Origin of the sequence: Streptomyces sp. AC550_RSS872 (genome assembly GCF_019049285.1) — a bacterium.
Taxonomy (GTDB): domain Bacteria; phylum Actinomycetota; class Actinomycetes; order Streptomycetales; family Streptomycetaceae; genus Streptomyces.
In genome coordinates this window covers 183022-203959 of sequence record NZ_JAGMUL010000114.1, presented here as the reverse complement: position 1 = coordinate 203959, position 20938 = coordinate 183022, and the positions used below count along the sequence as shown (strand labels likewise).

The 20938-nt window shown below is 71.0% G+C and carries 15 protein-coding genes and 2 pseudogenes; 9 read left to right on the top strand and 8 right to left on the bottom strand.

Annotated elements, in window-relative coordinates; all coding sequences use genetic code 11:
* From KUM44_RS33005 to KUM44_RS32995, 3 genes and pseudogenes are all read left to right on the top strand, one after another.
* A partial coding sequence (locus tag KUM44_RS33005) for a beta-galactosidase domain 4-containing protein (protein ID WP_217213422.1) occupies positions 1-1239 on the top strand: 1239 nt, incomplete at its 5' end.
* Positions 1240-1363: 124 nt separating this feature from the next.
* Positions 1364-1575: pseudogene (locus tag KUM44_RS33000) on the top strand (ATP-binding cassette domain-containing protein); the annotation flags it as partial.
* Between the two features lie 19 nt (positions 1576-1594).
* A pseudogene (locus tag KUM44_RS32995) lies at positions 1595-2397 on the top strand (ABC transporter permease); the annotation flags it as partial.
* Positions 2398-2466: 69 nt separating this feature from the next.
* On the opposite strand, the gene KUM44_RS46060 reads toward KUM44_RS32995, so the two are convergent.
* On the bottom strand, positions 2467-2994 hold the full coding sequence (locus KUM44_RS46060) for a hypothetical protein (RefSeq protein WP_374202097.1): 528 nt from the start codon (positions 2992-2994) through the stop codon (positions 2467-2469).
* Positions 2976-4703: a PHP domain-containing protein gene (locus KUM44_RS32990; RefSeq protein WP_217213421.1), complete on the bottom strand. Its 1728-nt coding sequence runs from the start codon at positions 4701-4703 to the stop codon at positions 2976-2978. Before KUM44_RS32990 ends, KUM44_RS46060 begins: the two co-directional genes overlap by 19 nt.
* Positions 4704-4942: 239 nt before the next feature.
* Between KUM44_RS32990 and KUM44_RS32985 the strand changes: the two genes are divergently transcribed.
* The 3 genes from KUM44_RS32985 (at position 4943) to KUM44_RS32975 (ending at position 8679) form a co-directional block, all read left to right on the top strand.
* Entirely contained in the window at positions 4943-6262 is a 1320-nt protein-coding gene (locus tag KUM44_RS32985; RefSeq protein ID WP_217213420.1) for a jacalin-like lectin, read from the top strand.
* 214 nt (positions 6263-6476) lie between these two features.
* Entirely contained in the window at positions 6477-7913 is a 1437-nt protein-coding gene (locus KUM44_RS32980) for a hypothetical protein (protein ID WP_217213419.1), read from the top strand.
* Between the two features lie 37 nt (positions 7914-7950).
* Positions 7951-8679 (top strand): hypothetical protein, encoded by a 729-nt coding sequence (locus KUM44_RS32975; protein WP_217213418.1) that lies wholly within the window; start codon positions 7951-7953, stop codon positions 8677-8679.
* Here the strand turns inward: KUM44_RS32975 and KUM44_RS32970 are convergent.
* The 4 genes from KUM44_RS32970 to KUM44_RS32955 all read right to left on the bottom strand — a co-directional run bounded on the left by KUM44_RS32970 (position 8666) and on the right by KUM44_RS32955 (position 13179).
* Positions 8666-9091 (bottom strand): NUDIX hydrolase, encoded by a 426-nt coding sequence (locus KUM44_RS32970; RefSeq protein WP_374202096.1) that lies wholly within the window; start codon positions 9089-9091, stop codon positions 8666-8668. The genes KUM44_RS32975 and KUM44_RS32970 overlap by 14 nt on opposite strands.
* Before the next feature lie 62 nt (positions 9092-9153).
* The gene (locus KUM44_RS32965) at positions 9154-9912 is read right to left on the bottom strand and encodes an isocitrate lyase/phosphoenolpyruvate mutase family protein (protein ID WP_217213417.1); all 759 of its coding nucleotides are present in this window, start codon (positions 9910-9912) and stop codon (positions 9154-9156) included.
* A 435-nt stretch (positions 9913-10347) separates the two neighbouring features.
* A complete protein-coding gene (locus tag KUM44_RS32960; RefSeq protein WP_217213416.1) occupies positions 10348-12057 on the bottom strand; it encodes a DUF2264 domain-containing protein in 1710 nt (569 codons plus the stop codon).
* 69 nt (positions 12058-12126) lie between these two features.
* Entirely contained in the window at positions 12127-13179 is a 1053-nt protein-coding gene (locus tag KUM44_RS32955; protein ID WP_217213415.1) for a rhamnogalacturonan acetylesterase, read from the bottom strand.
* A 207-nt stretch (positions 13180-13386) separates the two neighbouring features.
* Between KUM44_RS32955 and KUM44_RS32950 the strand changes: the two genes are divergently transcribed.
* Entirely contained in the window at positions 13387-15051 is a 1665-nt protein-coding gene (locus KUM44_RS32950) for a rhamnogalacturonan lyase B N-terminal domain-containing protein (RefSeq protein ID WP_217213414.1), read from the top strand.
* A 7-nt stretch (positions 15052-15058) separates the two neighbouring features.
* On the opposite strand, the gene KUM44_RS32945 is transcribed toward KUM44_RS32950, so the two are convergent.
* Positions 15059-16474: an RICIN domain-containing protein gene (locus KUM44_RS32945; RefSeq protein WP_217213413.1), complete on the bottom strand. Its 1416-nt coding sequence runs from the start codon at positions 16472-16474 to the stop codon at positions 15059-15061.
* Positions 16474-17583 (bottom strand): glycoside hydrolase family 43 protein, encoded by a 1110-nt coding sequence (locus KUM44_RS32940; RefSeq protein ID WP_217213412.1) that lies wholly within the window; start codon positions 17581-17583, stop codon positions 16474-16476. Before KUM44_RS32940 ends, KUM44_RS32945 begins: the two co-directional genes overlap by 1 nt.
* 202 nt (positions 17584-17785) lie before the next feature.
* Here KUM44_RS32940 and KUM44_RS32935 point away from each other — a divergent pair, with 202 nt between their 5' ends.
* Positions 17786-19882 (top strand): autotransporter, encoded by a 2097-nt coding sequence (locus tag KUM44_RS32935; RefSeq protein ID WP_217213411.1) that lies wholly within the window; start codon positions 17786-17788, stop codon positions 19880-19882.
* Between the two features lie 60 nt (positions 19883-19942).
* Complete coding sequence (mmuM, locus tag KUM44_RS32930; protein WP_217213410.1) at positions 19943-20860, top strand: homocysteine S-methyltransferase; 918 nt, start codon at positions 19943-19945, stop codon at positions 20858-20860.
* Positions 20861-20938: the final 78 nt, after the last annotated feature.

The window sequence follows — 20938 nt, the reverse complement described above, 5'->3', positions numbered from 1 at the left end:
GACGGCAACTTCGTCTGCGACGGCCTGATCTTCCCGGACCGGCGGCCCTCCCCCGGGCTCGTCGAGTACAAGAAGGTCATCGAGCCGGTCCGGATCGAGGGCGACGGAGCCGACGGCACCGTACGCGTGACGAACAAGTACGACTTCACCGACCTGTCGGCGCTCGCGTTCGAGTGGTCGTACCAGGTGGACGGCGAGACGGTGAAGGCGGGCGCCCTGGCCGTGCCTGCGCTGGCACCGGGCGAGTCCGCGGACGTGAAGCTGCCGCAGCCGCCGGCGGACGCGCAGGGCGCCGAGACCCAGTGGACGGTGCGGGCGCTGCTGGCGTCGGACACGGCGTGGGGACCGAAGGACCACGAGGTCGCGTGGGGACAGTTCCCCGTCTCCGCCCGTCCGCTGCCCACGGTGGCCGCGACCGACCACCCCACGGCGAGCGAGAAGCTGATCTACCTCGGCCCGGCCTCCTTCGACGCCCGTACCGGAGCACTCAAGACCATCGGCGGTGTCGAGGTGACGGCTCCGCGTCTGGACGTGTGGCGGGCCACCACCGACAACGACGACGGTGCCGAATGGCAGACGGACACCCGCTTCGGGATGCTGTGGCGCAAGTACGGCCTGCACCGCATGCGGCACCGTCTGGACGCCGTGGAGCTGGGCGACGACGCGCTGACCGTGCGGACCCGGGTGGCGCCCGCCGCCTGGGAGGTGGGGCTCGCCACGGTGTACCGCTGGACCTCCGACGGCGAGCGGCTGCGGCTGACCGTGTCCGTGAAGCCGGAGGGCGACTGGACGATTCCCCTGCCCCGGCTCGGCATCCGGTTCGGGCTCGCGCAGGCGGACGCCGTGAAGTGGTTCGGCGGCGGTCCCGGCGAGGCGTACCCGGACACCAAGTCGGCGTCCATGCTGGGCCGCTGGCACTCCACCGTCGACGAGCTCCAGACGCCGTACGTCCGCCCGCAGGAGAACGGCGCCCGCGCCGACGTGCGCTGGGTGGAGCTCGGCGGGCTGCGGATCGACGGCGACCCGGAGTTCTGGTTCAGCGCCCGCCGCTGGACCAACGAGCAGCTGGACGCCGCCCGGCATCTGACCGACCTCACGCCGGGCGACACCGTCTGGGTCAACCTCGACCACGGTCAGCACGGCATCGGATCGCAGTCCTGCGGTCCGGGCCCGCTGCCGCGGTACTTCCTGAAGGCCGAGCCGACGGAGTTCTCGTTCGTGTTCTCGATCACGGAGTGAGAAACCGTAAATCGATGGACCGATTGATCGACTTTCCGACAGCGTTCGGAGGGACGTGTGCGGCCGGTCGGCAGCGATGCCGGCCGGCCGCACTGTGCGTTCGCCGCAAGGGAGTTGATGCCACTTGATTGGCAGTATCGAGGTTCGCGGTCTGTCCCGAACCTTCCACACCACCGTCCGCCGCCCCGGCTTCGCGGCGCACTGCGCTCTCTGGTCAACCCGGAGAGGGTCGCCAAGCACGCCGTGTCCGACGTGTCGTTCTCCGTCGCCGGCGGCGAACTCCTCGCCCTGCTCGGCCCGAACGGCGCCGGCAAGTCCACCACCATCAAGATGCTGATCTCGCAGGGAGGCTGAGATGTCGTCGAAAGCCGTGAAGTCCCTGCGTCTGGTCTGGCGCATCTCGCTGCTCAACATCCGCTCCTCGTGGAGTACCGCACCGAGTTCCTGCTGAACATCGCGATCGGCGCGATCTTGCAGATGTCGGTGATCGTGTTCGCGACGGTGCTGCTGGCCCGGTTCACCGGGATGGGCGGCTGGGACAGCTCGGACGTCCTGCTGATCCCGGCGATCCGGATGCTCGCGCACGGGTTCTTCGTGCTGCTCCTCGGCCGGATGCACTTCATCGGCCGCCAGGTCCAGGAGGGGCGGATCGACATCTATCTGCTCCGCCCGATGCCGGTGCACCGCCAGGTCCAGCTCGCCTACTTCCCGACCAACGCGATCGGTGACCTGACGGTCGCGGCCGGCCTGATGGCGGGCGCGCTCGGCCGCAGCACCCTGGACTGGTCGGCGGGCCGGGTCTCCTACCTGGTCGCGGCGGTGATCGGCGGGATGCTCCTGGAGGCGGCCCTGTTCACCGGCGTGGCCGCGTGCCTGCGCTACCCCGCCGCCGACTACTGGGGCCGCTGGCTGGAGGAGCTGCTCGGCACCTTCGGCAGCTACCCGCTGAACGTCCTGCCCAAGGCGGTCGGCGGCTTCCTCACCTTCGCCCTCCCCCTCGCCTTCGTCGCGTACTTCCCGGCCGCGGTCCTCACGGGCCATGACACCGGCGTCGCGTACTGGCTGGCGGCTTCCTCGCCCCTGCTGAGGCTGGTGGCGTATCTGGGGGCGCGGTGGCCGTGGCGGTGGGCGTTGGGCCACTACTCGGGGGTCAACGGATGCCCCTTGAACCCACCGCCGCCGAGGAGGGCGACCAGCCCGGAGCCGGCGCCCGTATGGTGCCGCCCCTCAGTGGTCCGCACAGCACGGCGTGGGATCCGCCACCTCGAACGGCACGAGCGTGCCGCCCACCGCCGGCATGGTGGTCAGGACGAGTTTGTCGTTCTGCCATTGGGGGCGCACATGACCGCCCGTCACCAGGCGGGTGTCCGGGGCAGGCGGGCCCGGGCTGCCCAGGACCGTCACACGGTCGATCGCGGAGCGCGACAGCAGGTCCGCGATCGTCAGCGTGCCGGTCAGGGAGGAGACGCCCGGATAGAGAACGGCGCGGCCCACCGCGTCCGGAGCCCCGGGCGACACCGCGTGCCCGCCGGCCGTGAGCCGCTCCTGGGCGGTACGCAGGAGCGGCTCGGTCGGCAGGGCCAGGGAGCAGGCCACGCGCGGGCGGTCGCCCCGCACCAGGTGGGTGCAGCCGAACACACCCTCGGGGAGGGCGAGTTCGGCCGCCAGCGTGTGCAGCAGGCGGTCGGCCGCGCGGAGGTCCCTGACGTCCGCGTCCACCGTCAGAACGTACGGCGTCACGACGGGAGGATCCACACCGGGTTGGAGTAGAACCACAGGTCGCGCCACGGGTCGGCGTCGCCGACGACGTCGATGGCCGGGCCGGCCGGGTCGACGGCCGCGCCCATCGCGCCGACGGCGGTGCGGTTGCCGTCGGTGCCGCGCAGGCGGACGTAGACAGGGTGGTCGACCTTGCCGAGGCCGTAGGTGAGGCGGACCGTGCCGGTCGACCTGTTCACCTCGTACGACTTCACCACCTTCGCCGTCGGCGCGGTGAACGTGTCCTTGTCCGCGACCGGGCCGGTCACGTCGCCCTGGATGACGTCCACGCGGGCGAGCTTCGGCACGAAGCCGGCCCAGTTGGGGCCGTCGGCCAGCGCCACGTCGACCGTCAGCGTGACGTTCGTGCCCTTCCTGACATGCAGGGCGCCGCCGAGCGTGGCCCAGCGATGGCCGCCCCTCGCCCGGACGTCGAGGCCGCTGATGAGCTGTCCGTGGTCGACCCAGACGCGGCCCGCGCGGATGCCGTCCATCACGGCTGCGTAGGAGAAGCCGTCGGCGCCGACGTGGGTACGGCTGTACTGGCCGGGCCAGTAGTCGCCCTCGGTGAGGTCGATCTTGCCGCTGTAGACGGGGTCGGTGTGCTTGCCGTTGGCGGTGTAGTCGCTGTCGGGGCCGCCACGCTTGGCGGTGTCCGTGTAGACGTTGTGGGAGTCGGAGTTGGCGGTGATCCACCAGGGCTTGCCCTCGGCGAGGAGGCTGTCCCACAGGCCGCCGACGGTGGCGGTCATCCAGTCGAAGCCGCCCCAGGTGCGGTAGCTCTCCAGCGGGTAACCGGCGAAGGAGTTGGCGCCGGGGCTGCCGTCGTACAGACCGCGGGCGCGGCCCATGCCGACGGACTTCTCGATGCCGGCGGCCTGGTGGCCGGGCGCGCCCTCCATGCCGACGGCGATCCGGTGGCGCGCGGACGTGGCGTCGCGCCAGGCCCGGATCTCGTGCGGTGAGTCGATGCCCTTGCGCGCGGGGTGGTTGGCGAGCATCAGGATGTCCTTGACCTTGCGCCGCCGGACCTGCTCCGCGAGGAAGTCGAGGCCCGCGATGGCGAGGGCCTCGTTGGCGGGCGTCGAGTCGGTCGCCTTCTTCACGCCGCCGTCGTAGTCGGTCTCGAACTGCTTGAGGACGGAGACCTCGTTCCTGCCGGGGTGGACGAAGACGGTGCCGTGCTCGGCGGCCGGGATGTTCCACTCCAGGCCCTGGAAGACGAGTGTGTCCTGGTACGCGTCGCGGGCTTCCCGGATGTCCGGGTTGACCTTCTCGACGCCGATCTTGGCGTGCGTCTCGTTGCCGTGGTCGGTGATGACCATCCAGTCCATGCCGTGCCTGGCACCCTGGCGGACCTGGTCGACGACGCGGTACTTGCCGTCGTTGCTGTACTGGGTGTGGATGTGGTGGTCGCCGGCCAGCCACAGGAAGCCGCTCGATCTGCGACCACCGGAGGCGGCGGAGGCGGACGTGGAGGCGGCGGCCTGAGTCGGGGCGACGACACTGCCGGCGGCCAGCCCGGCGCCCAGCAGGCCCGCCCGGCGCAGCAGAGTGCGGCGCGACTTCTGCTCGGGGGTCAGGGCCTCGTCGGGCACGGAGGTGTCGAAGGCGGCGGGCAGGGCGGATGCCGCCGCATCGTGCGAGTGGTCGTGGTCGTGTCCGTGGTGGTGGTGATGATGACCGTGCGCATGCCCGTGTCCCATGAGACGCCTCCCGATGCCGCTGCCTTCCGCGGCTGCCTTCTACGGCGCTGCTGCGCCGTGTGTGGAGGATCAAGGCGAAACATGAACGTTGAACGATCAGCGAGTGGCGACCGGGTGCCCCGCACGCGGCGGATTGCCACGTCTCTCACTGTTTCCCCAATGACCCTTGTACGTCACCCTGGTTGACATCGAACCTGAACAGCGCTCACCTTCGCCGTCACCCATCGGAGACACCCCCCATGAGAAGACTGATCGGCACGCTCGCGGCCGCCGCGTTGGCCCTGACCGGCCTCACCGCCACGGCGGCGACACCCGCGACGGCCGCCACCTCCGGCACCTTCAACGTCCTGACGTACAACGTCGCGGGCCTTCCGGAAGGCCTGAGCTCCGGCAATCCGGAGAAGAACACCCCGTTGATCTCGCCGCGTCTGGCGGCGTACGACATCGTGAACGTCCAGGAGGACTTCAACTACCACGCGGCCCTGTACGCGGGCGACAACCACCCGCACCGCACCGCGACCAGCGGTGGCGTGCCCTTCGGCGACGGCCTCAACACCCTCTCGGACTACGCTTTCGAGGACTTCCAGCGGGTGAAGTGGAACAAGTGCACGGGCACGAACTGCCTGACGCCCAAGGGCTTCTCCCTCGCCCGGGTGCGCCTCGCGGAGGGCGTGTTCGTGGACCTCTACAACGTCCACACCAACGCCGACTCCGACGACGCCGCGCTCGCCGCCCGCCGCGCCAACGTCGAGCAGCTGTCGGACTTCATCCGGGCGAACTCGTCCGGCAACGCGGTCATCGTCATGGGCGACACCAACACCCGGTACACCCGCAGCGGCGACAACATCCGCACCCTCGCCGACGACAACGGCCTGACGGACGCGTGGGTGCAGCTGGCCAAGGGCGGTGTCCGGCCGGCGCAGGGCGCGGACGCGCTGGTGTGCCCGACGACGGCGCCGCCGAACGGCTGCGAGGTCGTCGACAAGGTCCTCTACCGCGGCAGCAAGCTCCTGAAGCTCGACGCGACCCGCTACAACAACGAGTGGGCGTCGTTCCTCGACTCCGCGGGCGGCAACCTGTCCGACCACTTCCCGCACACCGTCGACTTCTCCTACACCCTCAACCCGTCCCTGAAGGCGAGCGACTTCTTCGGCGGCCCGCACGCCACGGCCTTCAACGACGCCGACGACCTGCCGGCCTCGGTGTCCCCGCGCACCCTGACCCTGCGCGGTGCCTCCCGCCTGGACGCGGTGTCCCTGACGCACGACGGCGGCACGACCCTCACGCACGGCGGTACGGGCGGTACGGCGACGTCCCTGACGCTGGCCTCCGGTGAGCACCTCACCTCCGTCAAGCTGACACAGGGTCAGAAGGACAGCCGTACCCGGATCTTCTCGGCGTCCTTCACCACCGACAAGGGCCGCACGCTGTCCGCCGGTACGGCGGCGTCGGACGCCAGGACCTTCACGGCACCGTCCGGCTGGCAGATCGTCGGGTTCACGGGGCGGGCCGGTGAGGAGATCGACAAGCTGGGGGTGCTGTACGCACCGATCGGCTGATCCCCCGCGCAGGATTCGCGGCGTTCGCCTCCCCGGCCGCCGGTGACACCTGAGGCCGGCGGCCAAGTCCCTGCGGCTCGCGGCCCCCTGCGCGTGACGCTCGCGAACCGGCCGCGCAGTGGGCAGGTCCGGCAGCCGCCCCAGGTGCCACGCTGACCACTTAGACTGGAAGCTTCGCGGAGGTCACACGCCGCCACGGGGGAGGGAGCGCGCCATGTCCCAACAGCAGCTCGGACGCGGCCCCTTGAGGTCCCGGCAGCCCCGACAGGCCGGCTCCACACCTCCCTCACCCGACGAGGAACCCGCGGACGGCTCGCCTCCCGCCCGCTTCGTCGGCTGGCTCGGCGGACTCGGGGCGGCGGCCGCCGGGTACGGCGTGTTCCAGTTCCTGTTCAGTGTGCTGCCCGCCACGATCGACGGGACGGCGGCCCGGTATGTGATCTCCGTCGTCAGCGGGCTCGCCACCTTCGTCGCGGCGTGGCTGGCGGCGGCGCTGCTGCGGGCCCGGACAGGGGCGTCCGCGGGGCTTGCGCAGGCCACCGCCGTGGGGCCGGCCGCGATGGCACCGGGTGCGCCCGGCCCGCTCCCCCAGGTGTTCGCCTCCGCCTACGCCGCCCTCGTCGACCAGGTGTCCGTCGTGGAGGACCCGGAGCGTGGGCTGCTCACGGGCTGGCCGCACTCCCTCGGCGAGAACACACCCTCCCGGCCCACCCCCGTCGGCACCGCGTACGGCCTGCACATCATGCTCGACCTGGGCGTGCCCGACGGCCGGCTGAGCACCGGCGACCTGGTGGACACGCTGTGGCGGCTGCGGCTCCCGGGCGGCGGCTGGTCGGCGCGCTCGCAGGGTTCCGAGGCACGGCCGGAGGTCACCGCGCTGGTGCTGGGCGCGCTGGCCCGGGCGGGCACGTCGGCCGAGCGGCTGGCGGCGGAGGTGGACCGGTGCACGAGCGGCTTCACCCGGCAACTCGACCGCGCCGGGCTGGAGTCGACGCATGTCGTGACGACCGTACTGCGCGGACTGCTGCGCGCCGCACCCCGCTCCGAGCTCCTTCCGACGCTGCGCGAGGCCCTCGCGGACGGCGCGATCAGCGACCCGCGCCGCGAGCATCTGCGCTGCTGGGGCTACCGTCTTCAGCCGCCGTACGGAAGGCCGTCACCGCTGCACACCGCGCAGGCCGTCGTCGCCCTCGACCGGGCCGCCCGGGTCCTGGGCGAGGACACCGACGCCCGCGCCGCCCGGGCCCGGACCGCCCGCGAGGACGGCGTCCGCTGGCTGCTGTCCTGCCCGGACGCACCGCACGACACCTGCCCGGACCTGGACAACCTGCACGAGGAAGTACGCCGCCCGCGCACGGACGACCCCTCGCGCCACGAGGTGCTGAACGTACGGCACTTCACCGCCGCGTGGCTGGCCCGCGCCCTCCTCTCGCCGGGCGCCCTGGAGATCGCCCGCGCGGACGGGCTGGAGGACGAGTGGCGGGTCCGGCTGGAGGGTGCCGTCGCCGCGGTGTGGGCGGGTCAGACGGACGGCATCTGGTCCTGGGGGGTGGGCGACAGCACCGAGCTGCGGCGGCCCATGTGGATGACCTACCAAGGTCTTTCGGCGCTGCGCGGACATGCCGTATGGATGTATCAGCCGGGTGGGTGAACTCGGCTATGGCGAGCGGGCGTTGGAGGATGAGTGCATGGGCGGTCGGCACGTCCTGGCGGCGCGACGGCTGCTGGCCGGGGCGCTGGACGGTGAACTGCCCGAGCATGGACTCGCGGCCGCGGCACGCCGTGTCGTCGCCGAACTCGGCGCTCCCGACCGCCTGTTGGAGCTGATCGACGACCTGGCCTCCGGCGAGGGCGACCCGGAGGGCTGCGCAGGGCTGTCGTACCGCCATGTCCTCGGCTTCGACAAGCTGCTGCTGATCGACGGCGGACCGCGCCGGATGCTGCGCGCCCATGTGTGGCATCCGGGCGCGGGCACGATCGGCAAGGAGGACATCCACAACCACCGTTCCCCGCTGGCGTCCTACGTGGTGCGGGGGCGGCTGGCCATGGAGTTGTACGAGGTCGACGAACGGGTCGGTGATCTCTCGGCGGCCCGCTACGAGGAGTCGCTCGCGGAGCGGTCGGCGGACTGGACGCTGAAGCCGGCCGGTCCGGCGCGGCTGCGGCTGACGCACCTGGGGCAGTACGCGGCGGGCAGTTCGTACGCGCTGCCCGCGCACACCCTGCACCGGGCCTGGTGCGACACGGACGAGCCGACGGTGACGCTGTTCCTGGAGACGGGCGCCGAACGGCGGCATCACACCGATGTGTTCACGGCGGCGGGCCCGCATCCGGGCGCGGTGGCGAAGGTGCCGCTGGCGGTGCCGGACTATCTGAACGCGCTTCGGGAACTGGCGGAGCGGCTCAGGGCCTGGTGAACGCCTGCCGGACGATGTCGAGGTTGTACGCGTCGACGTCGACCGTCGACAGCTCGGTCCGGGCGAGCCAGGCGGCGTCCTGGTCGGGCTCGGGAAGGGTGACCGCCGCGGTCAACGGCCGGACCAGGAAGTTCTCCTGCCAGTTCTTGATCTCGTGACCCCGGTAGTCGCTGACGAAGGACGACTCGCCGACCTTGCGGACGATCTCGCCCAGCAGTCCGGTCTCTTCCTTCAGCTCACGCAGGGCGCCGTCCTCGGGACTCTCACCCGGCTCCAGCTTCCCGCAGGGGACACCCCACACCCCTGGCAGGAACCGTTCTCTCTCGCTGCGGCGCACCAGAAGCACGCGCTGCTTGTCGTCCATCACGACGGCGGCCGCCAGTCGCCTGTCGCCGGGGATGTCCATGGTCATGGTTCCTCGGTCCCTCGCCGGTGATGAGTCCAAAGGGTCTGATACCCGGGAAACAGTCAACGCTAACAGGAACGGCGACTGAACGCGTCCACCTCGGCGTACGACGGGGTGCTGCCCAGCGGACTGCGGCCCGCCCGGATCTCCGCGACCGCCTCCAGCGCCGCGCCCAGCGCCCTTCGGTAGAGCAGCGAGCCGAGGCTGACGCGGCGCACACCGAGGTCGGCGAGGTGGGGGACGGTTGGGCCGGTCGGGGTATAGAGGATGTTCAGGGGGACGTCGAGATGCTTCACCAACCCGCCGATCTCCCGGGGTTCGGTCACTCCCGGCACGAACACGCCGTCGGCACCGGCCTGTTGGTAGACGTCGAGCCGGTCGAGCGTCCCCTCTCCGTCTCCGAGCCAGTACGTGTCGGTGCGGGCGTTGACGAAGAGGCCCGGTGCTGCCGCCTTGACGGCCTCGATCTTCGCGGCGTGCAGTGCGACCGGGCCCAGACGGTCCTCCAGATTGATGCCGGCGGCGCCGACGGCCGCCAGCTCCCGGGCGAACTCCCCGACCTCGTCCGGGTCTTCGCTGTATCCGTCCTCCGCGTCGACGGAGAGAAGGTACGGGCCGGAGCCGAGGGCGAGGGCCAGCCGGAGGGTCTCGTCGCGGGTGTCCGACGTCCCGTCGGGCAGACCTGCTGCCGCGGCGACGCCGAGGCTCGTCGTGCCGATCGCCCGGAAACCCTGGTCGGCGAGGGCTCTCGCCGAGGCGTGATCCCAGGCGTTGGGGAGGAGGAGGGGGGTGTGCATGTGGTGAAGTGCGGCGAAGGTGGTGGTCATGACCGGGTTCCTGTGCGGGCTCGGTGGGGCGGGCGTATTTGCGCAGTTCCCCGCGCCCCTGAATGCCTGCGGCGGCCTGCGCGGGTTCGGTGAGGGTGCGCGCAGCGCCTGCGGGTGCGTTGTGGGTCGGGGCCGCGCCGGGGGGTGTCCGTCCTCGGTCCCGCGGCTCGGTGGGCTGTGGGGTGCGCGGTGTCGGACGCCGGCCGCTGCGGGCGGACACCCCCGACACGTTCCCTTCCCGCCGTACGCGACCGCGGGTGTGTGGGGGTACGCCCCGCCCTCGCGATGTTGAAGGGGTCCGGTTCCGTCACGCCGAAACAGTAGGCGTATGTCGTTTCGGTGCCGGCCGAAGTGATCCGGACCCGCAATCTTGAATCTTCAGCAACCTGCCCCGACGGCTGCGCGCTGCCGACGGGCGGGCATCACGCCCAGGGGTCAGGCGCCGGCTGTCTCGACCCGTACGCCGTCGCCCTCACCCGTGCCGTCCGCCAACCGCACGCGCACGGCACGCCCGTCGTTCCAGCGGACGTGGATCCCGCCGTCGTCGTCCACGCGCACGGTCACCAGTTCGTCCAGCGGCGCGGGTTCCGGTTCGGCCGTGAGGCGGGCAAGGGCGGCGAAGAGGGTGGGTCCGGCTTCGGTGACACCGGTGAGGTCGTCGTCGAGCCGGGCGGCAGGGCGGAGTTCCGCGCGGACCCCGTCCGGCGCGGCCCACCCCGTGATCCGGACCGGCGTCCCGGGCACCGCACCCGTCACCAGATGGGCCCGCACCTCCACGGCCCCCCGCGCGAGCACCACGCTCGTCACCCGCGTCCCGTCGCCGACCGAGTGCCGGGAGGCCGCCCAGCCGTCGCCCGCGCCCAGCGGCACGATGTCCGTACGGCTCGGATCGTCGCCGACGATCACGCTGTTGTCGTACGACGGTGCCGGCGCGGTCACCGTCGAGTAGGCGAGGCGCGTGTAGTACGGGTCGTAGCGGACGTCCTCGCTGCCGTGGTTGTGGAGGCGGACCAGGCCGTCCGCGCTGGTGGACTGAAGGAGCCAGTTGGGGGCGGCGACGACGGTGACCGCGTCCGTGCGCTCGACGGGGGCGGGTTCCTCCGCCGCCGTCCACACCTCGTGGTCCGCCGGGAGGAGCAGGCCGAGGAAGCCCTTGCTCGCCCAGTACGGGGACGCCGGACCCGAATAGCCTTGCAGTACGGCCTCGTCGGGGCCGTGCCAGCCGAGGCTCAGCAGGCCGTGTTCGTCCACGGCGCCGCGCTCCAGGAAGTACTTCAGTGCGCCGGAGGACAGACGCCGGGTCTCGCCCGGGGCGAGTGGTGTACGGCCGGTGAGGGCGCCGAGCCACAGGGGCGCGGTGGTCGCGAAACGGTAGGTCAGGGAGCGGCCCTGGTGCATGGGGGCGCCGTCGCCGCCGAACAGGCGGGCGTAGTCCTCCAGGTGCCGGGTGAGCCGGCCGCCGTACAGGTCGAGGAGCCGCTCGTCCCGCGCCAGCCAGGCGTGCAGCACCGGGTAGAGGTGCATGGCCCAGCCGTTGTAGTAGTCGAACTTCCGGCCGTCGCCGTCCGTGTACCAGCCGCCGCCGAGGTACCACTCCTCGATGCGCTCCAGCCCCCGGTCGATCGCCTTGCGGGACTCCTCGGCCTCGTACCCGATCTCCTGGAGGAAGCCGCCCACCGTCACCGGGAACAGCTCCCAGTTGCAGGGCCAGGCCTCCGCGGTCAGCCCGTCCCCGAGCCAGGCCGCCGCCCGCTGCCGCACCCCGTCGTCCAGCCGGTCCCACAGCAGCGGCCGGGTCAGCCGCAGGGCGAGCGCGATCGACGCGGCCTCGACCAGCGGCTGGCTGCGGTCCTCGATGCGCGGCCAGACGCCCGAGACGCCGGCCGCGAGTCCGTCCGCGTAGCGCTCCAGCGCCGTCTCGTCCCGGCGGAAGGCCGCCAGCAGGAGCGTACGGGCGTAGCCCTCCAGGCCGTCGGAGAGCCGCCCCGACCAGCTCTGGCGGTCGCCGGGGAAGTGGTAGAGGGCGCGGTCCTCGGTGGCGTACGGCTCGACGGCGGCGAGCAGCGAGTCGGCGGCCGCCTCCCAGTGGGCGCGGGTGTAGCCGGTGCGCGGGCTCAGGGCGGGGTCTTCGGGAGGCAGGTGCATCGGTTCTCTTTCTCGCCGGCTCGGTACAGACCTGGGGCGTCCCGGTTCCGGTCGGAACGCCCCAGGAGTTCATCCCACCCGCACCTTGCCCTCCGGCACCAGATGCCGGGCGACGAGTTCATCGCGGACCAGGCCCGCGTACGCGGTGGCGCCACGCACCGAGGTGTGGGTGTTGTCGCGTTTCTCGTTGTAGAGGTACAGCGCCTTGGAGGCCTCGACGCCCAGGGACTCCACCAGCGCCTTGGTCTTCGCCGTCAGGTCGATCAACGGGACGTCCCGGGCGGCGGAGACCGAGCGGATGACGGCCGGGTGGTCCACGCCGAGGCCGTTCACCAGCAGGGCGGTGCCGTTGTCGAGCGTGCCGTCGGCGTTGAACCAGCGGCGCACGATCGGGGTGAGAAGGACCGGCTCGCCGCGCTTCTCGCGCACGCCCGCCACCAGGGCCTCCAGGTTGGCCCGGTACGTCGCCTCGTCGGTGGTCTTGTCGTTGTGGGCGAGCTGGATCAGGACCGGGTCGCCAGGGCGGATCCGCGGCTGGACGGTGGCCCAGAGGCGGGAGTCGGCGAGATAGGTGACCGTGCTCTCGCCGGAGTCGGCGTAGTTGGCGACGGACAGGCCCTTGCGGAGGTACTGCGGGAGTTGCTGGCCCCAGCCGGAGTACGGGGCGCCGGGCTGGTCGCAGACCGTGGAGTCGCCGACGAGGAAGATCTGGCGGGCGTGCCGTGCGGGGGAGACTTTGATGTCGGCGAGCGCGGGGGCCGCGCCGCCCAGCCGGAGGTCGAGCCCGGCGGTGCCGTCGGGGCCGGTGGGCTCGCCCTCGGGGGTGCGGACGTTCACCGTGAAGCTGCGGGAGACGCGCTCACCGGCCGGGGCGGGCGTCTCGGGGAGCAGGGCGCGGCGTGTCTCGCCGGTGACGCTCGTGCTGGACGCGGCCTCGCCGCCGAGGAGGACCTTCACGTCGTACGTGCCGGGCGGGACGTCGAAGTGGCAGGCGGCGGCGGTGCAGTTCTCGAGGCCGAGGGCGCGCCGGCCCTCGTACGGCCCGTGCGCGTGGGCCGGTACGGCCGCCAGGCCGGTGCTCAGCGTCAGCGCCGCCAGGACGGCGAGGTTGAAACGTCTCATTCGTCGGTTCCTCCACGCACGACAAGTCTGGCGCTGGACCGTACCCGTTTCCACAAGCGCTTTCTAGACCTCGATCCGATTTCACAGGACTGCCAACTTCTCCGCCGTGAAAGCCCTTTCGCGAAATCGATTCAACTGTCACCCTCGCTCTCACCCCGCACCACGACCCCCGCACCGGATCGAACACTTCTCGAAGGAGGCACCCCCATGTCCGGATCCACCGACAGACCGGTCCGACGCCGCACCTTCGTGCTCGGTACCGCCGCCGCGGCAGGCACGGCCGCGCTGAGCGGGACCGCGGCCGCCGCGGCCTTCGGCTGGAGCGACGACGGCACGAACTACGTCGTCGACACCGGCGCCGGCCTGGTTTTCAAGGTCCGCAAGTCCAACGGCGATCTGAGCTCGCTGGTCTACCGCGGCACGGAGTACCAGGGCTACGGCGGCATGAGCTCGCACATCGAGTCCGGCCTCGGCACCTCCACCGTGTCGGTCAGACAGTCGGGTTCGACGATCCTGATCTCGGTCGCGTACGGCACGCTGCGGCACTACTACGCGGCCCGCAGCGGCGAGAACAACATCTACGTGTGGACCAACAAGGCCGACACGTCGGTCTCGGCGACCCGCTTCATCCTGCGCACCCGGCCGGGTCTGTTCCTCAACGACGAGCCGGACTCCTACACGTACGCGCCCACCACCATCGAGGCCTCCGACGTGTTCCGGAAGTCCGACGGCCAGACGCGCTCGAAGCACTACTCGAAGCTGCGCGTCATGGACTACAACTACGTCGGCTGGTCCAGCGGCGGCGTCGGCCTGTGGATCGTGCGCAGCAACCACGAGAAGGCGTCCGGCGGCCCCTTCTACCGCTCGCTGCTGCGGCACCAGAGCGCGGACGGCGGTGGCCTGTACGAGATCCTGTACTACGGCCAGAACCAGACCGAGGCGCAGCGGTTCGGCCTCCAGGGCCCGTACATCATCGCCCTCACGGACGGCGGGGCGCCCTCCTCATCGCTGTTCCCGGGCACGCTCACCACGTCGTGGGCGGACTCGCTGGGCATCTCCGGGTACGTGCCGGCGAGCGGCCGGGGCCGGGTCGCGGGCGTCGGCATCACCGGCCGCAACACGTCGTACGCGTACACGGTCGGACTCGCCAACGCGGCGGCGCAGTACTGGGGTTCGGCTCGGGCGTCGGACGGCTACTTCTCCATCGGGGGTGTGCTGCCGGGGACGTACACACTGACCGTCTTCAAGGGCGAGCTGGCGGTGTACACGTCCTCGGTGACGGTCACCGCGGGCGGGACGACGACGCTGAACACGATCACGATCCCGTCGTCGAACGACCCGTCCAACGCAAGCGCGATCTGGCGGATCAACGACTGGAACGGCACGCCCAGCGGCTTCAAGAACGCCGACCTGATGACGTACGCGCATCCGTCGGACGTCAGGGCCGCGTCCTGGACCGGGAACGTGGTGATCGGCAGCGGCAGCGAGACCTCGGCCTTCCCCTGCTACCTCTGGAAGGACGTCAACAGCGGCCTGATCGTCTACTTCAGGCTGACCGCGGCCCAGGCCGCCGCCGCGCACACCCTGCGCATCGGCGTGACAACGGCCTACGCCAACGGCCGCCCGCAGATCTCCGTCAACGACTGGACCTCGGCCATCCCTTCCGCGCCCACCCAGCCGAACACCCGCTCCCTGACGAACGGGTCCTACCGGGGCAACAACCACACCTTCACCTACAGCGTCCCGGCGTCGGCCTGGCTGACGGACACGAGTCGGTACAACGTGCTGAAGATCAACGTGGTGAGCGGTTCGGGGACGACCTCCTACCTCAGCGCGGGCACGGCGATCGACGCGATCGACCTGCTCGCCTGACGGCACCTCATGTTCCGCGCGTCCACTGCTGGTTCGTCGCGCCATTGCACGTGTACGTGATGATCGCGGCGGCGTTGGCGGTGGACGCGCCGTTCACGTCCAGGCACTCCCCGGTCGCGCGGGACTTGATGTTCACGTACGAGCCGGTGGTGGTGAGCGACCACTGCTGGCCGGTCGATGAGCCGTTGCAGTTCTCCTGGGTGACCGTGCTCGCGTTCTCCTGCACGCACAGGGAGCTGTTCCTGACCATCAGCTGGTAGTAGCCGCTGCCGACGGGCTTGAACCAGTACTTCTGGTTGTTGCCGCCGTTGCAGTCGTACTGCTTGATCTGGGCGCCGGCCCACAGCGACTGGCTGGTGACATCGGCGCACCTGCCGCTGTGCCGCGCGACGAGCGTGTTGTACGTGGCGCTCGTCCCGCTGATCGAGCCGGTGGCCGTGTCGATGGTGACCTCAGGGGACCAGGACATGGACATCGAGGTCGAGGAGGGGAAGGTAAGCGGCAGCCAGACGTAGCGGGAGTCGTTGACGGTGCCGCCGAAGGAGTTGCCCCAGCGGTCGCCCAGGTAGAGGTACGAGGTGGTCGAAGTGCCCTGCACCGGGAGGACGTACGCGGTCTGCGAGCCGTAGGTGGTGGAGTCGCCGATGTTCTTCATCGCGGTCCACGGTCCGGCGATGTCGGTGGCCGTGGCGTACTGCTGCTGGTTGGGGTTCCAGCCGGTCGCGCCGGACGTCAGCATGAAGTAGACGCCGTTCCGCTTGAACAGGGCGGGGGCCTCGCGGTGGCCGCCGTGCCAGGGGTCCGCGACGAGGGCGGCGATGCCCGTGTAGTCGTCGGTCAGGCGGTAGATCTGGAGGTCGTAGTTCTCGCGGGCGGCGGAGACCATGTAACCGGTGCCTTCGGTGTCGACGAAGACCGTGATGTCACGGGACATGTGCTGGCCGAGCGGGCGGAAGCTGCCCTGCCAGGTGTAGTCGCCGTCGACGGTGTCGGAGACGGCGACCGCGGCGCGGGCCTCGCTGTAGTCGGTGCCGTTCTCCTTGTGCATCCACATGACGAACTTGCCGGTGGAGGCGTTGTACATGACCTTCGGGCGCTCGATGTTGGCGGTGGCCAGCTCGGCGGCGCTCGACTGGGTCAGGACGTGGTTCCTGAACTCCCAGTTCTTCAGGTCGGTGGAGCGGTAGGCGTCCACGTACCGGAAGGTGTTGTCGGCGTTGCGGTGCTCGCCGAACCAGTAGTAGTAGGAGCCGACCTTGATGACACCGCCGCCGTGAGCGTGCACGGGGTTGCCCGAGGTGTCGGTGAACTGGGTGCCGTTGGTGATGGTCCGGGGTGCCGCCTGAGCCGGTCCCGCGGTGGCGAGGGCGCCGGCCAGGGCCAGACAGAGGGCGAGCAGAACCGCGTACGCACGTCTCGGCATCAGGCACTCTCCTTCACGGCCGCGGCGGTGGCGTCGGCCACGGGTATGCCGAAGTCCGGGGTGCCGTCGGGGTTCCAGCCGAGCTTCTGGATGCGGGTGTGGCGGTTGGGGTCGTTCAGCGGGTCGCCGACGATCTCCTTGTACTGGCGGGCGTGGTAGACGAGGACGTCGCTGCGGCCGTCCTCGGCGACGGTGAAGCAGTTGTGGCCGGGGCCGTACTGCTGGGTGGTGTCGTTGCTGGTGAAGACGGGGGTCGGGGACTTGCTCCAGCTGGCCGGGTTCATGAGGTCGGCGTCGGCGTCGACGGTGAGCATGCCGACGCAGTAGTGGTGGTCGGTGGCGGAGGCCGAGTAGGTGAGGAAGATCCGGCCGTTGCGCTTGAGGGCGTACGGGCCCTCGTTGACCTTGAAGCCGACGCACTCCCAGTCGTACTCCGGGGTCGACAGCCGGATCTGAGGGCCCTTCAGGGTCCAGGGGTTCGCCATCTCGGAGAGGAAGAGCCCGGTGTTGTTGTCCAGCCCGGGTTCGTGCTGCGCCCAGCAGAGGTAGCGGGTGCCGCGGTGGGTGAAGGTGGTGGCGTCCAGGGAGAAGGTCTCCCAGGCCGTCCTGACCTGGCCGCGCTCCACCCAGGTGCCCTTGAAGGGGTCGGGGTGGGAGTTCTCCAGGACCCAGATCCGGATCTTCCACACGTCCTCGGCGGGCGCGGCGGCGAAGTAGATGTACCACTTGCCGCCGATGCGGTGCAGCTCCGGCGCCCAGATGTGCGCGCCCATGTCGCCGGTGGCGTGGGCCCGCCAGATGACCGACTCGGCGGCCGTGGTCAGGCCGTTCAGGGTGCGGGAGCGGCGCAGGATGATGCGGTCGTACTCGGGGGCGGTGGCCGTGAAGTAGTAGGAGCCGTCGGTGTGGCGGTTGATGTGGGGGTCGGCGCGCTGCTGGACGAGAGGGTTCATGTAGGGGGCTGCCTTCGCGGGCGCGGCCTGGGCGACACCGGGGAGGGCCGACACGGCGGTCAGGGCGCCGGCGGCTGCGGCGCCCTTCAGCAGCAGTCTGCGGCTGGGGGTTTGAGGGCTTGGGGGGAGGTGGGGCAGGTCGTCTGCGCGGCTCATGCGGACTGCCTCTCGGGTTCTCGGAGGGGGGAGTTTTCGAGGGGGAGTTGTTCGACATGGCGGACATGATCTGTCATTGCGAACGCCGAAAAGGTAAGGGTGTGGAACGAGGAGGTCAACGGGTTCGACCTGACGGGGAGAGCGCTTTCCGAGGAGCCGCGATTTTCTGTTATCCGCGCCCTGGTCACCCGTCTCCGATAACGTGCACAGCCATACCCACAAGACAGCAGCGGCCGCCGGCGCCCTCGCGGCGTTGGCCGCCCTGACCCTGGCCGCTCCCCCGGCGGCCGCCGCCGGCCGGGACGTGACCGCCGACGTCCTCGCGGACCGGGACGTGACGCTCAGCGGCGACACGGTGGTCACCGTGCCGTCGGGGACGACGACGTACGACGGCGTCTTCCGCGGCGAGGGCACGCTCACCGTGCGCGGCACCGGAACCCTGATCCTGACCAAGGACAGCGACTTCACCCTGCCGAAGTCCCGGCAGCGGCAGAAGGTGAGCGTCCTCGGCGGCAACCACCCGTACGTCACCACGACCGCCGCGGACCCGCCGGCGATCACGGTGGAGCGCGGGGCGACCTTGCAGTACGGCAACGGCGGCAAGACCGGGCTGATCGGGCACTTCCCGTACAACACCCCGGCGTTCCGGCTGAACCAGGACAACATCCGGGTCGACGGCACCCTGCGGCTGTCGATGACGAGCGCCTACAACCTGGGCACGATCAGCGGCTCCGGTCTGATCACGCAGCAGCGCTTCCTCTGGGGCAACTGGCCCCTGTCGGGCACCCACTCCTTCTCCGGGGTGATCGACAACGGCACGCAGCTCCACGCCGGTGCGCCGGAGTTCGCCACCTCGCTGCCGAACGTGCGCAAGGTCCTCAACCAGGGCACCTGGACCGTGGACACGCCTCTCGGCCAGACCGTCACCCAGCGCATGGACTTCTACCAGCGCGAGTACGGCAGCGACATCAACGTCCAGTCCCGGCCGGGCAGCAAGGTGATCCTGACGGGCCAGTACAGCTGGTCGAACCAGGGCGGCGACACCAATCCCTCGCTCAGCGACCCGGCCCTGAACTGGACGCCCGCGCGCAAGAACATCAACAAGCGCGGCACCAACATCAAGGGCGCGAACGTCCAGTGGGGCGACGGCACCACGAACAAGATCTTCATGCCGGGCACGGCGGAGACCGTCTACATCAACCTCCTCGCGGCCCGCTTCCGCTCGCTGCTGACGTTCGACTACAACGGACCGGTGACGCTGGGCGCCCCCATCGGCGGCGGGGTGTTCCACGACACACTGTCCGCGCCCGGCGCCGGGGACATCGTCATCAAGGGAACGAAGGGCAACGACGTCACCTTCGCCGCCGTGCAGTACTACGACGGCTCGACGACCGTCGAGAAGGGTGCTGTGCTGCGACTGGGCAGCGGCAAGCCGGGCGGCGACGGCGGGCTCTACACGCGGGGCGGCCTCTACAAGGTCGTCAACGACGGCTCGCTGGTTCTGAACAACACCGGCAAGCCCTTGTCGCTGTCCCGCATCAGCGGCAGCGGCTCGCTCACCCAGGCGGGGTCCGCCACGACGACCCTGACTGGCAGCGCGGTGACGTACACCGGCACGACCACGGTCAAGCGGGGCACCCTCGCCCTGCGCGACGGCGCGACGCTCGCCCGCAGCAAGGCGATCCGGCTCACGTCGCCGCAGTCCCGCCTGGACGCGGGCCCTTCGGGACTGCGCGTGGGCACGGGCAGGACACTGACCGGCAAGGGCACCGTGCGGGGAGCGGTGACGAACGACGGCGTGGTCGCGAGCGGCCTGACCGTCTCCGGCGACTACACCCAGTCGGCGAAGGGCGAACTGGTGCTGCGCGACAGCCCGTTGAAGGTGACGGGCGCCGTCCGCCTGGCCGGTGGCCTGGACCTGGCCTCCGCCGCGACCGCACCGCCCCGGAAGATCACGGTCCTCGACCACCGGGGCCGCTCGAAGACGTCCGGCACCTTCACCGGCCTCAAGGAGGGCGGGAAACTCCAGCTGGACGACACCACCTACCGCATCAGCTACCGGGGCGGCGACGGCAACGACGTCGTCCTGACCGCCGTCACCTCCACCCCCTCCCCCGGCTCGGACACCCCCCGCACAGCGGCCGACACCCTCGCCTCCCCCGACTCCCGCAACGCGAGCAGCGGTCTCGGCTGGTGGCCGTACGTCCTGGGCGCGGGCCTGCTCATCGGGCTCGCGGTCCCGGCGACGAGGTTCGGGCGGGGGCGCGGGCGGCGGCGGGGTGGGCGGCACGCGGCGTAGGGACGCCCCGGGGTGTCCCACATGCCGGTCACCCTTCCCGGCTCGACTACCGTCGTCACCATGACCAGCACCATCACCCTCGCCGAAGCCCTCGCCACCGGACCCGTTGTGCTCGACGGCGGTATGTCCAACCAGCTGGAGTCCGCCGGGCACGATCTGAGTGACGAGCTGTGGTCGGCGCGGCTGCTCGCGGAGCGGCCCGAGGCGATCACCGAGGCGCATCTCGCCTACTTCGAGGCGGGGGCGGACGTGGCGATCACGTCGAGTTACCAGGCCACCTTCGAGGGCTTCGCCAAGCGCGGGATCGGGCCGGAACGTGCGGCCGAACTACTCGCCCTGAGCGTGGAGTTGGCGCGCGAGGCGGCCCGGCAGGCACAGGGCAGGGGTGTCACGCGGCCGCTGTGGGTGGCCGCCTCGGTCGGGCCGTACGGGGCGATGCTGGCGGACGGCTCCGAGTACCGGGGGCGGTACGGGCTGAGTGTGGACGAGCTGGAGCGCTTCCACCGGCCCCGGCTGGAGGTGCTGGCCGGCGCCCGTCCCGACGTGCTGGCGCTGGAGACGGTTCCGGACGCCGACGAGGCCGAGGCGCTGCTGAGGGCGGTGCGCGGGCTGGGTGTGCCGGCCTGGCTGTCGTACTCCGTCACCGGGGAGCGCACCCGCGCCGGGCAGCCTTTGGAGGAGGCCTTCGCCCTGGCCGCCGACGCGGACGAGGTGATCGCGGTGGGCGTGAACTGCTGCGCGCCGCAGGACGTCGAGGGCGCCGTCGAGATCGCCGCCCGGGTCACCGGTAAGCCGGTCGTCGTCTACCCGAACAGCGGGGAGGCCTGGGACGCCGAGGCGCGGGCGTGGAACGGCCGTTCCTCCTTCACCCCGGAAGAGGTCCTGGGGTGGCACGCGTCCGGGGCGGGGCTGATCGGGGGATGCTGCCGGGTCGGGCCGGACGCGGTCGCGGGGATCGCGAGGGCATTGAAGCCATAACGCCTGTCGACTCCCCCACCCCACTGCCGGCCTCCAACCGCAAAGACGCCGGCAGAGCATTTGTTGTCGGGTACGCAT

What these genes read in the sequence shown, in the direction of transcription:
- KUM44_RS32990 (WP_217213421.1), bottom strand. Translation starts at nt 4,703, where the DNA reads ATGGGACACGGGCATGCGCACGGTCATCATCACCACCACCACGGACAC.
- KUM44_RS32985 (WP_217213420.1), top strand. Translation starts at nt 4,943, where the DNA reads ATGAGAAGACTGATCGGCACGCTCGCGGCCGCCGCGTTGGCCCTGACC.
- KUM44_RS32980 (WP_217213419.1), top strand. Translation starts at nt 6,477, where the DNA reads ATGTCCCAACAGCAGCTCGGACGCGGCCCCTTGAGGTCCCGGCAGCCC.
- KUM44_RS32975 (WP_217213418.1), top strand. Translation starts at nt 7,951, where the DNA reads ATGGGCGGTCGGCACGTCCTGGCGGCGCGACGGCTGCTGGCCGGGGCG.
- KUM44_RS32970 (WP_374202096.1), bottom strand. Translation starts at nt 9,091, where the DNA reads ATGACCATGGACATCCCCGGCGACAGGCGACTGGCGGCCGCCGTCGTG.
- KUM44_RS32965 (WP_217213417.1), bottom strand. Translation starts at nt 9,912, where the DNA reads ATGACCACCACCTTCGCCGCACTTCACCACATGCACACCCCCCTCCTC.
- KUM44_RS32960 (WP_217213416.1), bottom strand. Translation starts at nt 12,057, where the DNA reads ATGCACCTGCCTCCCGAAGACCCCGCCCTGAGCCCGCGCACCGGCTAC.
- KUM44_RS32955 (WP_217213415.1), bottom strand. Translation starts at nt 13,179, where the DNA reads ATGAGACGTTTCAACCTCGCCGTCCTGGCGGCGCTGACGCTGAGCACC.
- KUM44_RS32950 (WP_217213414.1), top strand. Translation starts at nt 13,387, where the DNA reads ATGTCCGGATCCACCGACAGACCGGTCCGACGCCGCACCTTCGTGCTC.
- KUM44_RS32945 (WP_217213413.1), bottom strand. Translation starts at nt 16,474, where the DNA reads ATGCCGAGACGTGCGTACGCGGTTCTGCTCGCCCTCTGTCTGGCCCTG.
- KUM44_RS32940 (WP_217213412.1), bottom strand. Translation starts at nt 17,583, where the DNA reads ATGAGCCGCGCAGACGACCTGCCCCACCTCCCCCCAAGCCCTCAAACC.
- mmuM (WP_217213410.1), top strand. Translation starts at nt 19,943, where the DNA reads ATGACCAGCACCATCACCCTCGCCGAAGCCCTCGCCACCGGACCCGTT.